The sequence below is a fragment of the Paenibacillus sp. FSL R5-0766 genome (genome assembly GCF_037971845.1).
GTDB lineage: Bacteria > Bacillota > Bacilli > Paenibacillales > Paenibacillaceae > Paenibacillus.
In genome coordinates, this window is sequence record NZ_CP150227.1 from 832,349 (window position 1) to 845,858 (window position 13,510).

General features: G+C 49.1%; 13 protein-coding genes and 1 riboswitch. All 13 genes read left to right on the plus strand.

Translation table 11 applies throughout. The features are described 5' to 3' along the window. Positions 1–115 precede the first annotated feature (115 nt). The 13 genes from MKY66_RS03830 (at position 116) to purN (ending at position 13,224) form a co-directional block, all read left to right on the plus strand. A complete protein-coding gene (locus tag MKY66_RS03830) occupies positions 116–253 on the plus strand; it encodes a hypothetical protein (RefSeq protein WP_017690703.1) in 138 nt (45 codons plus the stop codon). Between the two features lie 126 nt (positions 254–379). Continuing rightward, positions 380–643 carry a DUF1294 domain-containing protein gene (locus tag MKY66_RS03835; RefSeq protein ID WP_017690702.1) on the plus strand — a complete coding sequence of 88 codons (264 nt, stop codon included), beginning with the start codon at positions 380–382 and terminating at the stop codon, positions 641–643. A 211-nt stretch (positions 644–854) separates the two neighbouring features. Then, a complete protein-coding gene (locus tag MKY66_RS03840; protein WP_076215141.1) occupies positions 855–1,289 on the plus strand; it encodes a universal stress protein in 435 nt (144 codons plus the stop codon). A gap of 273 nt (positions 1,290–1,562) precedes the next feature. Continuing rightward, a riboswitch (purine riboswitch) is annotated at positions 1,563–1,664 on the plus strand. A gap of 193 nt (positions 1,665–1,857) precedes the next feature. Then, positions 1,858–2,343, plus strand: coding sequence for a 5-(carboxyamino)imidazole ribonucleotide mutase (purE, locus tag MKY66_RS03845; RefSeq protein ID WP_076215138.1), 486 nt, complete (start codon positions 1,858–1,860; stop codon positions 2,341–2,343). Further along, a complete protein-coding gene (gene purK, locus MKY66_RS03850) occupies positions 2,340–3,542 on the plus strand; it encodes a 5-(carboxyamino)imidazole ribonucleotide synthase (protein ID WP_076215135.1) in 1,203 nt (400 codons plus the stop codon). The genes purE and purK overlap by 4 nt, the downstream gene beginning before the upstream one ends. Next, the gene (gene purB, locus MKY66_RS03855; protein WP_036668399.1) at positions 3,539–4,837 is read left to right on the plus strand and encodes an adenylosuccinate lyase; all 1,299 of its coding nucleotides are present in this window, start codon (positions 3,539–3,541) and stop codon (positions 4,835–4,837) included. The genes purK and purB overlap by 4 nt, the downstream gene beginning before the upstream one ends. A gap of 234 nt (positions 4,838–5,071) precedes the next feature. After that, entirely contained in the window at positions 5,072–5,944 is an 873-nt protein-coding gene (locus MKY66_RS03860) for a phosphoribosylaminoimidazolesuccinocarboxamide synthase (RefSeq protein ID WP_076215132.1), read from the plus strand. Positions 5,945–6,500: 556 nt separating this feature from the next. Then, a complete protein-coding gene (gene purS / locus MKY66_RS03865; RefSeq protein WP_017690695.1) occupies positions 6,501–6,746 on the plus strand; it encodes a phosphoribosylformylglycinamidine synthase subunit PurS in 246 nt (81 codons plus the stop codon). Positions 6,747–6,750: 4 nt separating this feature from the next. After that, on the plus strand, positions 6,751–7,440 hold the full coding sequence (purQ, locus tag MKY66_RS03870) for a phosphoribosylformylglycinamidine synthase subunit PurQ (protein WP_036606071.1): 690 nt from the start codon (positions 6,751–6,753) through the stop codon (positions 7,438–7,440). Beyond that, positions 7,418–9,661 carry a phosphoribosylformylglycinamidine synthase subunit PurL gene (gene purL, locus MKY66_RS03875; protein WP_076215129.1) on the plus strand — a complete coding sequence of 748 codons (2,244 nt, stop codon included), beginning with the start codon at positions 7,418–7,420 and terminating at the stop codon, positions 9,659–9,661. Before purQ ends, purL begins: the two co-directional genes overlap by 23 nt. Continuing rightward, positions 9,646–11,124, plus strand: a complete 1,479-nt coding sequence (gene purF / locus MKY66_RS03880; RefSeq protein WP_076215126.1) for an amidophosphoribosyltransferase — start codon at positions 9,646–9,648, stop codon at positions 11,122–11,124. Before purL ends, purF begins: the two co-directional genes overlap by 16 nt. Positions 11,125–11,566: 442 nt before the next feature. Further along, the gene (gene purM, locus MKY66_RS03885) at positions 11,567–12,607 is read left to right on the plus strand and encodes a phosphoribosylformylglycinamidine cyclo-ligase (protein WP_076215123.1); all 1,041 of its coding nucleotides are present in this window, start codon (positions 11,567–11,569) and stop codon (positions 12,605–12,607) included. Next, positions 12,607–13,224 carry a phosphoribosylglycinamide formyltransferase gene (purN, locus tag MKY66_RS03890; protein ID WP_076215120.1) on the plus strand — a complete coding sequence of 206 codons (618 nt, stop codon included), beginning with the start codon at positions 12,607–12,609 and terminating at the stop codon, positions 13,222–13,224. Before purM ends, purN begins: the two co-directional genes overlap by 1 nt. The last annotated feature ends 286 nt before the right edge of the window (positions 13,225–13,510 follow it).

The following is a 13,510-nucleotide window of genomic DNA, read 5'->3' on the forward strand; positions in this document are numbered from 1 at the left end:
TTGTGAATAACTGACGTTATGGAGAGGGATTGCTGCGCGTATCCCTAATCATACATGTGATGCGGTATAAGATCCTCCGTTTTCAGGCAACGTAAGCCAAGGAGGTGATACCTACATGCCGCATAACAAACCAGAGAAGATCCATAACCAGCAAAACAAAGACAGTATTCGGGAAGAGAGTATCGCTGTGCGCCCGGACAAAGCAGCCAAAAGAGCACCAAGTCTGAACGGTATTCCAAAACAGGAGTCCTAGGTCAGAGCGAGGTTATCGTTATTACACAAAATTGCGGTTCCCTACCCGGTGCGTTGAACATGTCTCTGATGAGGACTATAATGGAGACAGGGAGATGTCCCGGGACAGGGGGATCGCTAGAATTATATGCAAACCGGACTTATATTGTGGTTTTTATTTATTAATGTAGTTGGTTATCTGGTGATGTCGGATGATAAGAGGCGTGCACAACAGCGTCGTGACCGTACACCCGAACGGACGTTATTCTTATTAGCATTTATAGGCGGTGCTTTGGGAGTCTGGATCGCGATGTATCGGAAAAGGCATAAGACCAAACACCCCAGCTTCACCATTGGCATTCCGTTGTTGTTGTTCTTAAATGCGGTAATCTATGGTTACTTTATTCAATGAACACATGGAACAAATGCGTAACCATTCGAACAAGACTTACGCTGAAGTGAAAGGTGTATCATTAATTCGTCTGATATGTAAATTCATTCGTATAAATGGTTCATAGTGACTCTGGGACGTTTAAGGAGTTATATGGTTCTGTTAGTTTATTACATGTCAGACCGAAGCTTGCTTCGCGTGCTCTACATATAAAGGAAGGGACGGGATTCACATGTTATTTTCCAAAATATTAGTGGCTTATGATGGTTCCAAAGCTTCAAATAAAGCACTTGATCGTGCGATTGAGCTAGCGAAAGTGTCCCCAAATGCAGTATTGGATGTCATTCATGCTTTTGATTTCCCGCGTGTATTCATCGGTGAGGGGTTGGCTCCACTGCCACCTTCCCTTAATAATGACTATTACAATCTGGCGGTGCAGACGACAGATGAAGCGAAAGAACGAATTCAGGCTGCGGGTGTAACGGCCAATGTGGATCTGATTCAAGGAGCGGCTGCGGAAGTATTGCTTGACTTTGCCAAAGAAAATGATTCTGATATCATTATTATTGGTAGCCGCGGACTGGGTGGAATTCGGGAATTTGTCCTGGGTAGTGTCAGTCACAATGTGGTGCAGCATGCGCAGGTTCCAGTACTGGTCGTAAAATAGGAATGGATGAAGTGTGTACGCACTGATAAGCAGGAAGCCGGTTGTCTTCGAGAGATTGAAGAGGAGCCGGCTTTCTTTTATGGGATGAAATGGATGGTTAAGCGAATTTAAAGAAGCAATTCCCGAACATTATATTTGTCAATATGTTAAATGTTCGTCTTTAAGTTGACATTAGCTGTAGGGGATTGTTAGAATGTTAGATGTGTCGATCAGGTAAGAATAAGGTCGAGTAGGAACGAAATATGTAATAAGAGATTACAAAAATGAACGAAGATAGTTTGATAGATATTTGCTCGTATAACGCCGGGAATAGGGCCCGGAAGTATCTACCCGGGAACCGTAAATTTCCGGACTACGAGGAGATACGGCTGAGAGTCGCATGCAACCAGATGCGGACAGCAAGCCCCCTTTTGGCATGCCCAAATGAGGGATACGTATTTCTTGGAGTCCGGTGTCCGGAGAAAATGTGATGTTTTCGCGGGTAGCGGATTTTTTCATTTCACACGTAATAAGAGTTCCTCAATAGTCAGATGTAATCAAAAAGCGCAGACGGGAGTTGGATGTATTCATGTCACTGCAAGTCGCTGTAATTATGGGCAGCAAGTCGGATTGGGAAACGATGAAACATGCGTGCGAGGTGCTGGACGAGCTGGAGATTGGGTATGAGAAAAAGGTGGTCTCCGCCCATCGTACACCGGATTTGATGTTTGAATACGCAGAGCAAGCAATTGATCGAGGATTCAAGGTGATCATTGCAGGGGCAGGCGGGGCAGCACATCTACCCGGTATGGTTGCCGCCAAAACGATGCTTCCGGTCATTGGCGTTCCGGTTCAGTCCAAAGCATTGAACGGTCTCGATTCCTTGTTGTCCATTGTTCAGATGCCTGGTGGTATTCCCGTCGCAACTGTGGCGATTGGCAAGGCAGGGGCAACGAATGCAGGATTGCTGGCAGCTCAAATGATCGGTGCTTTTGACCTGGATGTCCAACGTCGCTCTGAAGCTCGCCGAGAGCGCATCAAACAAGAAGTACTCGAAAGTAGTGAAGAACTATGAATAGAGTCGGGAACCAATCCGGTATAGCAGGAGAGCTAAAAAAATTCCTGTTGCCCGGGAAAACAACCATCGGCATTCTTGGAGGCGGACAGCTCGGACGTATGATGACGCTCGCAGGAACGGCAATGGGTTATCGATTCGTTACTCTTGATCCGGCTGCGGATGCACCTTGTGGTCAAGTTGCTCGTCAGATTGAAGCTGGTTATGACGATGCCAAAGCTGCACTTGAACTGGCTCGGCAATGCGATGTCATTACGTATGAATTCGAAAATGTGGATGCAGAAGTCGCTGGGCTGCTCGAGCGTGAGTCTTACGTTCCACAAGGAAGTGCGTTACTGTACACCACACAACATCGGTTGCGTGAAAAACGTGCGATCGAAGCTGCTGGAGTAAGAGTCGCGCCTTATCGTGAGATCACAAGTGCGGATACAATGCTTGCTGCTGTTAGCGAACTTGGAGTGCCATGTGTACTGAAGACGGTGACTGGAGGCTACGATGGCAAAGGTCAACGGGTCATCCGGGAAGCAAGTCAGGCTGTTGCGGCATACGAAGAACTTGCGGCTACTGGTGCGGAACTGGTGCTGGAACAATTCATCAAGTTTGAATGCGAAATATCGGTCGTTGTAGCGCGTAGTACAAATGGGGAGATCAAAACGTTCCCGCCAGCGGAGAACATTCATGTAAATAACATTTTGCATGCTTCAATTGTACCGGCTAGAGTTGCCGCAGATATCCAGATTGAAGCTCAAAAGCTGGCAGCAGCGGTAGCAGAATCGATGAAGGCTGTTGGGTTGCTGGCTGTGGAACTGTTTGTAGCGGCGGATGGAAGACTGTACGTTAACGAACTGGCACCAAGACCACATAATTCCGGTCACTATACGATGGAAGCTTGTGCGACTTCTCAGTTCGAACAACATATCCGTGCCATCTGCGGGTTACCACTTGGGGACACTTCGTTATTGAGTCCGGTTGTTATGGTCAATGTGCTTGGAGAACATCTGGAAGGCATTATCGCCAGAACAGGGCAACCTGATGCGGAAGCGATAGAACTCGGTGTGATTCCTAAGCTTCATATATATGGTAAAACCGAAGCGAAAACAGGACGGAAGATGGGGCATGTGAATCTGCTCTGTCAGGATGTTGAAGAAGGATTGCAATGGATTGAACAAACTAACCTCTGGAGGAATACAAATTCATGATTGAACGTTATAGCAGACCCGAAATGAGAGCCATCTGGACCGAAGAGAACAAATTCCAATCGTGGCTGGAAGTTGAAATTTGTGCATGTGAGGCGTGGGCCGAACTGGGTGTTATCCCTAAGGAAGAAGCAGCATTGCTTCGTCAGAACGCATCTTTTGACATCGATCGCATCTATGAGATTGAAAAAGAAACACGTCATGACGTTATCGCATTTACACGTACGGTATCTGAAAGTCTGGGTGCGGAGCGGAAATGGGTACACTACGGTCTGACTTCCACAGATGTCGTGGATACGGCTCTGGGTTATGTACTGCGTCAAGCGAATGAGATTCTGGAAAAGGATATCGTGAATTTCATTGAAATTCTTCGTGAAAAAGCATTGGCTTATCAGCACACACCAATGATGGGACGTACGCACGGTGTACATGCAGAGCCAACAACATTTGGACTGAAAATGGCATTGTGGCATGAAGAGATGAAACGGAACCTGGAGCGTTTCCGTCATGCAGCAGACAATGTACAATACGGCAAAATCTCAGGCGCAGTAGGAACGTACGCGAACATCGATCCGTTTGTTGAAGAGTTTGTCTGCGAGAAGTTGGGCACGAAACCTGCGCCAATCTCGACTCAAACATTGCAACGTGATCGTCACGCGGAGTATATGGCTACACTGGCGTTGATCGCAACGTCCCTGGACAAGTTTGCTACAGAGGTACGTGCACTGCAGAAGAGTGAATTCCGTGAAGTGGAAGAAGCTTTTGCTAAAGGTCAAAAAGGATCTTCCGCGATGCCGCACAAGCGTAACCCGATCGGTAGTGAAAACATCTCCGGTCTGTCCCGCGTCATTCGCGGACATATGGTATCGGCATACGAGAACGTAACGCTCTGGCACGAGCGCGACATCTCGCATTCTTCCGTAGAACGTATCATTTTACCGGATGCAACGATGCTGCTGAACTACATGCTGAACCGTTTTGGTAACATCGTGAAGAACCTGACGGTTTTCCCTGAGAACATGAAACGCAACATGGAGCGCACCTACGGGGTACCATTCTCCGGTCGTATCATGACAAAGCTGATCGACAAAGGCTTCAGCCGCGAGCAAGCATACGATACCGTTCAACCACGTGCGATGCAAGCATGGGAAGAACAACGCCAGTTCCAGGATATCGTGAAATCCACACCAGAAATCACGGAAGTACTGAACGAAGAAGAAATCGCAGATGCGTTCAACCCGTCATGGCACCTGAAGCACGTAGACACCATCTTCAAAAAGCTTGGTTTGAACGACTAATATAAACTCCCACAAGGCTATAGCGCAGAATGATGGTTCAGCAGGGAACGCAGAGGACAGAAATAAGCTGAAGAAGCAAAGCGTTCGCCTTTATCCCCGGATTTTCACTTTGCAAAAGTGGAATCAAAAAATCTGGGGATAACAGCGATCGGAAGATTGTTCTGTCATCGGAGTGGAGTCCGCGCCATCAGGATTCTGTCCTTAGCCTTACATCTCCTGAAAGAAGGTGAGCCCATGGCACTGTCCACTGCGGCAGATCTCGTTAAAGCACCTCTGTTATATAAAGGAAAAGTACGTGAATTGTACGATCTGGGTGAACATTTTCTAATCGTGGTTACCGACCGAATCTCGGCATTTGATTACGTGCTGGACCCGGCAGTTCCCGAGAAAGGAAACGTACTGAACAAACTCAGCAGTTTCTGGTTTGAACTGACGGGTGACATGATGGCGAATCACGTCGTTCATACCGATGTGAATCAACTGGGTGATCTCATCACAGACCCTGAATTGCTCAAAGACCGCATCATGGTAACCCGCAAAGCAGAACGCATTGATATTGAATGTGTCGTGCGTGGATACATCACGGGTGGGGGATGGAGACAATACGAGACGAGTGGTGAAGTGAATGGCATTAAACTGCCTGATGGACTTCGCAAAAACGCCAAGCTCGAAGTTCCCATTTTCACCCCGGCAGCCAAAAACGATGTTGGTCACGATGAGGACATCCCAATGGATCGCATGAAAGAACTGGTGGGAGACGGACTTGCAATGGAGCTTCAGGAAAAAAGTCTGCGCCTGTACGAATTCGCTCGTGACTATTGCGATCAGCGTGGCATCATTCTGGCAGATTGCAAATTCGAGTTCGGCATCGTGGATGGCAAGGTCATCCTGATTGACGAAATCTTCACGCCAGACGCTTCACGCTTCTGGGCCAAAGAGAATTATGAACTCGACATCGAGATCGACAGCATGGATAAAGAGCCAGTGCGCACCTATCTCGCTGGAACCGATTGGGACAAGAACAGCAAACCCGATCCACTCCCACAAGCGGTAGTTGAAGCAACAACCGCAAGATACGTCGATATTTATAACCGTTTAACGAAATAATAACGTTTGAGCGAGAGCTATGGGAAAGTTTGGCTTTCGATCGCTGTTGCCCCCGGAATGTTTTGATTAGAATCCTTTTTTCAAAAGGAAACATTCCGGTTGCAAAGGCGAGCACTTCGTTTCTCTAGCTCAAATCTTTCCCTCCGCCAGTGTTCAAACTGGTGGGTGAGGCAATTAAGAGCGGTGGCTTCCCACAGGTAGGGGAAGCCTGAAAAATTAAGAGAATTAAATTCACTAATTACTAAAGTAACTTAAAGACCATTAATTGTTTCAAGTAATGGTCAGGCTAGACCATTACCCACCGTGCAACGTAAAAGGTTTAGGCCTTTAAGAAACGTCGCATGGACTAGCGGAGGGGCGGAATTGTTCTTAAAGGAGCGAAGCGTTCGCCTTTGTCCCCGGGTTTTGACCGCAGAGCGGGCCAAAACAATCCAAAAAACCTGGGGACAACAAGCGACCGGAAAGAACAATCCGCCCCGGAGCAAGCACCAAAGTCACTTTTTTTAACAGCGTAAAGCATTTATCCCGTTCATTACTGAGGAGGAACATAAGGATCATGATCAAAGCAACCGTATATGTCACTATTAAGCAAAGCGTACTCGACCCGCAAGGCGTAGCTGTTCAAGGAGCCCTGCATTCAATGGGATTCAACGAAGTGGAAAGTGTACGGATCGGTAAAGTCATGGAACTGAACCTGGATACAACAGATCGTGCGGAAGCGGAGAAACGTTTGAAAGTCATGTGTGAAAAGCTGCTGGCCAACACCGTTGTTGAAGATTACCGCTACGAATTGGAGGGTTAATCTCATGAAATTTGCAGTTCTTGTGTTCCCTGGCTCCAACTGCGACATCGACTGTTATAAGGCAGTGGAAGATGCCATTGGGCAAGAAGTTGATTATGTATGGCACACGGCTACAGATCTATCGGCTTATGATTGTATTTTAGTTCCGGGTGGTTTCTCTTATGGTGACTACTTGCGTTGTGGAGCGATTTCCCGCTTTGCACCGGTAATGAACGAGGTAGCGAAAGCTGCTGAACAAGGTAAATATATTTTGGGTATTTGCAACGGATTCCAGATCCTGACGGAAGCGGGATTGCTTCCAGGTGCATTGATCCGTAACACTTCCTTGAAATTCCGTTGTCACGATACAGTATTGAAAGTGGCGAATGCAGATACACCATTTACACGTGACTATGCACCAGGCGAAGAGATTATCATCCCGATTGCTCACGGTGAAGGCAACTATTATTGCGACGAGGAGACGCTCGCGAGTCTGCAAGCGAACAACCAGATCGTATTTACGTACGGGACCAACCCGAACGGTTCCCTGGGTGATATTGCAGGAGTCTGTAACGAGGCTGGAAACGTGGTCGGCATGATGCCGCATCCAGAGCGTGCAGTGGATTCACTGTTTGGTTCGGAAGACGGCAAACGTATGTTTACATCTATTTTGAAAGCATGGAGGGATCGGCATGACGCAGCAGCTATCCGCTAAGGAACCAACAGCAGAACAGGTCGCAGAACATAAACTTTACGCACAAATGGGCGTATCTGACAGCGAGTATGAGCTGATCTGTGAGTTCATGGGGCGCAAGCCAAACTACACGGAAATTGGTGTGTTCAGTGTAATGTGGTCCGAGCATTGTGCTTATAAAAACTCCAAGCCATTGCTGCGCCGTTTCCCAACCACTGGACCACGTGTCCTGATGGGACCTGGTGAAGGTGCCGGTATCGTCGATATCGGTGATAACCAGGCCGTTGTATTCAAAATTGAAAGCCATAACCATCCTTCCGCGGTTGAGCCTTATCAAGGTGCGGCAACGGGTGTGGGCGGCATTATCCGTGATATTTTCTCCATGGGCGCAAGACCAGTAGCATTGTTGAACTCCCTTCGTTTCGGCAAGCTGGAGAGCGATCGCGTTAAATATTTGTTCGAACATGTGGTAGCGGGTATTGCTGGATACGGTAACTGTATCGGTATTCCTACGGTTGCGGGCGAAGTCATGTTTGATGAGAGCTACGAAGGTAATCCACTGGTTAACGCCATGTGTGTGGGTCTGATTGATCATGACAAGATCCAGCGCGGCGTAGCTAAAGGTGTAGGTAACCCTGTGTACTATGTTGGGCCGCCAACTGGCCGTGATGGTATTCATGGAGCAACCTTTGCATCGGTTGAATTAACGGAAGAATCCGAGTCCCAACGGACAGCGGTTCAGGTCGGTGATCCGTTTATGGAGAAACTGGTGATGGAATCCTGTCTGGAATTGATCGACACGGGCATTGTGCTCGGGATTCAGGATATGGGAGCTGCCGGTCTGACATGTTCGAGTGCAGAGATGGCAAGTAAAGCAGGTAACGGTCTGGAACTGTATCTGGATCAGGTGCCACAGCGTGAAGAAGGCATGACGCCTTACGAGATGATGTTGTCCGAGTCCCAGGAACGGATGTTGTTCGTTGTTGAGCCGAAGGATGAGGCGCAGGCGATGGAAATCTTTGAACGTTGGGGCGTGATCTGTGCCAAAGTTGGCAAAGTAACGGATGATGGTCGTCTGAAATTGATTCACCACGGCGAAGTGGTCGGAGATATGCCGGTAACGGCTTTGGTTGACGAATGTCCAGTGTATGACAAACCTTCTTCTGTACCTGCCTACTACGAGCAAAGTGCTTCCATCGACACGCTTCGTTACGACGAAGTGTCGGATCTCGGCGGAGCGCTGAAACAAGTGCTGGCTTCACCAACCGTAGCGAGTAAAAAATGGGTGTATGATCAATACGATTACATGGTGCGTACAAGCACTGCCGTTCGTCCTGGTTCGGATGCAGCCGTAGTTACGATTCGTGGCACACGCAAAGGTCTCGCGATGACAACGGACTGTAATGGACGTTATGTGTACCTTGATCCTGAAGTTGGTGGACGGATTGCCGTAAGTGAAGCAGCGCGTAACATTGTATGTTCTGGTGCTGAGCCGCTGGCGATCACGGATAACCTGAACTTCGGTAACCCGGAGAAGCCGGATATTTTCTGGCAAATGGAGAAGGCGGTAGACGGTATGGCGGAAGCTTGCCGTGTACTGGATACGCCGGTCATCGGTGGTAACGTAAGTCTGTATAACGAAAACGCCAAAGGCTCCATCTATCCAACGCCAGTTGTCGGTATGGTAGGTCTCGTTCATGATACGGATCATATCACGACACAAGCATTCAAATCCGAAGGTGATGTTATCATCCTCCTCGGTGAAACAAAAGCTGAACTGGGTGGCAGCGAGCTGCAATACGCGGTTCATGGTCAGACGGAAGGTCGTCCACCAGAATTGAACTTGCAAACGGAAAAAGCATTGCTGGGAACTGTGCTGGAAGCTATTCAATCCGGTCTCGTTCGCTCGGCACATGATTTGTCTGAAGGCGGCTTGGCTGTAGCACTCGCAGAATCTTGTATCAGCGGTAACGTAGGAGCACAGGTGAATGTGGAGACTGCATTGCGTGCAGATCACGCCCTGTTCAGTGAGAGCCAATCCCGTATCTTGTTGTCGGCTACGCCAGAGCAAGCGGGTAAACTTGAAGCATTTGTACGTGAGCGCGGTGTACCTGTAGCTGTGATTGGACGTGTAGAAGGAAGTAACCTGACGATTGAATTGAACGGAACATCAGCCGTGAGCGAACCTGTAGGAGGTTTGGCTCAGGTCTGGGAGGATGCGATTCCATGTCTCATGAACTGACGACAGGACCGTTGTGGACAGGCGATTATTATAATGAAGGGTCCGGCAAGGAAGGACTCGACAAATTGAAGGAAGAATGCGGCGTGTTCGGGGTGTTCAGGCACCCTGACGCGGCTTCGCTCTCCTATTATGGACTGCATGCGCTGCAACATCGGGGCGAAGAAAGTGCAGGCATGTGTGTGAGTGATGGCAGCCAGTTTAACTATCATCGCGGCATGGGTCTGGTGAAGGAAGTGTTCACCAAAGACCTGATGCAGACGTTGACCGGGGATATTTCCATTGGACATGTCCGTTATTCAACAAGTGGTGACAGTAAACTGACGAACGCACAGCCATTGGTATTCAAATACCGTGATGGCGATTTGGCAGTAGCGACCAACGGAAACATTGTAAATGCACCCACGATTCGGCGTGAGCTGGAGCAGAGTGGGTCCATTTTTCAAACAACAAGTGATACCGAGGTCATTGCGCATCTGATTGCACGATCCTCCAAAGGGCTTGTGGAAGCGGCAAAAGAGGCATTCCAGCGCATTGTGGGCGGTTATGCATTTCTGATCATGACCAATGACAAGCTGCTTGTGGCTTCTGATCCGCACGGACTTCGTCCGCTGACGATGGGTAAGCTGGGAGATGCGTATCTGTTTGCATCCGAGACGTGTGCACTGGAAACAATTGGTGCAGAGTTAATTCGTGATATTGAACCGGGTGAACTGCTTGTGCTGGATGCGGATGGTCTACATGAGGATCGCTTCGATCATCATAAACACCGCAAGGCATTATGCGCGATGGAATATATATATTTTGCTCGTCCGGATAGTGATATGAATGGTGCGAATCAGCATGCTGCCCGTAAACGGATGGGAAGCCGGATGGCGATTGAGTCGTTTGTGGATGCGGACTTGGTTACGGGGGTACCAGATTCCAGCATCTCGGCGGCGATTGGATACGCTGAACAGACAGGTATTCCGTATGAGATGGGTATGATCAAAAATAAATACACCGGACGTACGTTTATCCAGCCAAGCCAGGAATTGCGGGAGCAGGGCGTGAAGATGAAGCTGAGCGCTGTGCGCCGCGTTGTAGAAGGCAAACGTGTGGTTATGATTGACGATTCCATTGTACGTGGAACAACTTCCCGGCGGATCGTGAACATGCTGCGTGATGCAGGAGCTACCGAGGTCCATGTACGCATTACATCACCACCTTTCAAAAACCCGTGTTTCTATGGCATAGATACCCCGGATAGCCGTGAATTGATCGCCTCACAACTGTCGGTGGAAGAAATTTGCCGTGAGATTAATGCGGATTCCCTGTCGTTCCTCAGTCCGGATGGACTGATAGCATCGATTCAGGGAGATAATCAGGATGATCCCAAAGGCGGGCTTTGCCTCGCATGTTTTGATCATGATTACCCAACCCGCCTCGATTTTGGCGGCGAGGAAAAATTCGGCTGCAGCTGTTAGCCCTCAAGCCCCGCTTTGCGGAGCAACAGGGGTTAGGCAACCAGGCGAAGCAAGCTGCCCCCGGGCCAAGTCCGAGCCCTTAAGCCCCGCTTTGCGGAGCAACAGGGGTCAGGCAGCCGAGCGAAGCAGCTGCCCCCGGGCCAAGCCCGCGCCCTTAAGCCCCGCTTTGCGGAGCAACAGGGGCTAGGGCAGCCAGGAGAAGCAGCTGCCCAGCGGGCTTGCCCCGCAGCGTAGCTGAGCGGGGTTCGCCGACCGATGGCTTGCAGCCAACGGAATCAGCGAACAATCCCGCGAGATCACGCACGAACCAACCATAGCAAGATCACACCAGCCACCTCTGCACCGCTTTTTTGGCGGGTGTCCAGAGGGCCTGCCAAGGTCCTATGGGGTCCTCCCGGGCGGGAGGATTTAGGTGGGGCGAAAAAAAAGGAGATGATTCCACTTGTCTGAAGCATATAAAAAGGCCGGCGTTGATATCGCGGCAGGTAATGAAGCGGTTGAACGGATGAAAAAACACGTGAAGCGTACCTTCCGTCCGGAAGTGATGACAGATCTGGGAGGCTTTGGCGCCCTGTTCGGTTTGAACAAAGATAAATACGATGAGCCGGTGCTTGTATCCGGTACGGATGGCGTAGGCACCAAGCTGAAAATTGCATTTGCCATGGACCGTCACGATACCATCGGAATCGACGCGGTAGCGATGTGTGTGAACGACATTGTGGTACAGGGTGCAGAACCACTCTTCTTCCTTGACTATCTGGCATGTGACAAAGTCATTCCTGAGAAGATCGAAGCTATTGTTGCGGGAATCGCTGAAGGCTGTCATCAATCGGGTTGTGCGCTGATCGGTGGAGAGACGGCGGAGATGCCAGGCATGTACAGTGAAGGTGAATACGATATTGCCGGATTCACGGTGGGTATCGTGGACAAAGCAAAGATCATCAACGGTACAACCATCGCCCCTGGCGACACAGTGATTGGACTTGCCTCTAGCGGTGTGCACAGTAACGGATTCTCGCTGGTACGCAGACTTTTGTTGGAAGATGCGGGACTTGATCTGCATGATGAAGTAGCGGAACTGGGCGGTAAGCTGGGTGATTCCCTGCTGGAACCTACAAAGATCTATGTTAAATCCCTGTTGTCCCTGCTGGAAAAAGTAAAAGTAAAAGGCATGGCACACATTACAGGTGGTGGCTTTATCGAGAATATCCCACGTATGTTGCCAAGCAACGTGAATGTGGATATTGACTACGGTTCTTGGCCGATCCTGCCGATCTTCAACCTGTTACAGGAAAAGGGAGCTGTCTCAAACCGTGACATGTTCACCACATTTAACATGGGTGTTGGGCTTGTACTGGTCGTTAATGAAGCAGATGCAACAGAAGCGCTGCAACAATTGAAAGCATCTGGTGAAGAAGCGTACATCATTGGCCGAGTTACTGAAGGAGATGCGCGAGTAACCTTCACGGGAGCGGATGTTTAATGGCGAACTACCGCATAGCTGTGTTTGCCTCGGGTGAAGGGTCCAACTTTCAGTCATTGGTCGATGCAGTACGAAACGGTGGGCTGAATGCATCCGTTGATCTGCTCGTGTGTGATAAACCGGCTGCACGTGTTGTGCAGCGGGCACAGGACGCAGGCGTGGACTGTCATCTGTTTACTCCGAAAAATTATGCTTCCCGTGAAGCCTATGAGGCAGAGATCGTGGAAGTGCTTGAATCCAAAAAGATCGACTTGGTTGTTCTTGCGGGATATATGAGATTGTTGACTTCGGTTGTGGTGGATCGTTACGCAGGGCGGTTGATTAACATCCATCCGTCCTTGCTACCGGCATTTGCAGGCAAGGACGCGATTGGACAGGCATTGGAATACGGCGTGAAAGTTACGGGCGTGACCGTGCACTTTGTGGACGGAGGAATGGATACCGGACCGATTATTGCCCAGCATCCGGTTCCCATTTTGCCAGAGGATACGCCTGAGTCAATCAGCCGTTCCATTCATGCGGCTGAACAGCAGTTATACCCTGAAGTGGTTTCCTGGTTCGCGCAAGGTCTGGTTCAATTAGACGGACGTCACGTCACTGTTAACAAGCCGGTTTGATATAAGTTGAAATTTTTTTTACACATTAACGAAGAGGACAGAAATAAGCTGGAGAAGCAAAGCGCTCGCCTTTATCACCGGATTTTCCCTTAAAGAAAAGGGAATCAAAAAATCTGGGGATAACAGCGATTGGAAGGTTATTCTGTCATCGGAGTGTCCCGTGTAAACATCTTGGTTCAACTTCTATAACAGAAGTCGAATATTGGTACGCATTTTGTGATATTTCTCGGGAAATAAATCGGCTGTGTTTCGTCAGGAAACGCGAAGCCATGGGACATTAAAGGAG

Bases quoted from the DNA above. Each gene is read 5' to 3' on its own strand.
- MKY66_RS03830 (WP_017690703.1), top strand. From the start codon at position 116: ATGCCGCATAACAAACCAGAGAAGATCCATAACCAGCAAAACAAAGAC.
- MKY66_RS03835 (WP_017690702.1), top strand. From the start codon at position 380: ATGCAAACCGGACTTATATTGTGGTTTTTATTTATTAATGTAGTTGGT.
- MKY66_RS03840 (WP_076215141.1), top strand. From the start codon at position 855: ATGTTATTTTCCAAAATATTAGTGGCTTATGATGGTTCCAAAGCTTCA.
- purE (WP_076215138.1), top strand. From the start codon at position 1,858: ATGTCACTGCAAGTCGCTGTAATTATGGGCAGCAAGTCGGATTGGGAA.
- purK (WP_076215135.1), top strand. From the start codon at position 2,340: ATGAATAGAGTCGGGAACCAATCCGGTATAGCAGGAGAGCTAAAAAAA.
- purB (WP_036668399.1), top strand. From the start codon at position 3,539: ATGATTGAACGTTATAGCAGACCCGAAATGAGAGCCATCTGGACCGAA.
- MKY66_RS03860 (WP_076215132.1), top strand. From the start codon at position 5,072: ATGGCACTGTCCACTGCGGCAGATCTCGTTAAAGCACCTCTGTTATAT.
- purS (WP_017690695.1), top strand. From the start codon at position 6,501: ATGATCAAAGCAACCGTATATGTCACTATTAAGCAAAGCGTACTCGAC.
- purQ (WP_036606071.1), top strand. From the start codon at position 6,751: ATGAAATTTGCAGTTCTTGTGTTCCCTGGCTCCAACTGCGACATCGAC.
- purL (WP_076215129.1), top strand. From the start codon at position 7,418: ATGACGCAGCAGCTATCCGCTAAGGAACCAACAGCAGAACAGGTCGCA.
- purF (WP_076215126.1), top strand. From the start codon at position 9,646: ATGTCTCATGAACTGACGACAGGACCGTTGTGGACAGGCGATTATTAT.
- purN (WP_076215120.1), top strand. From the start codon at position 12,607: ATGGCGAACTACCGCATAGCTGTGTTTGCCTCGGGTGAAGGGTCCAAC.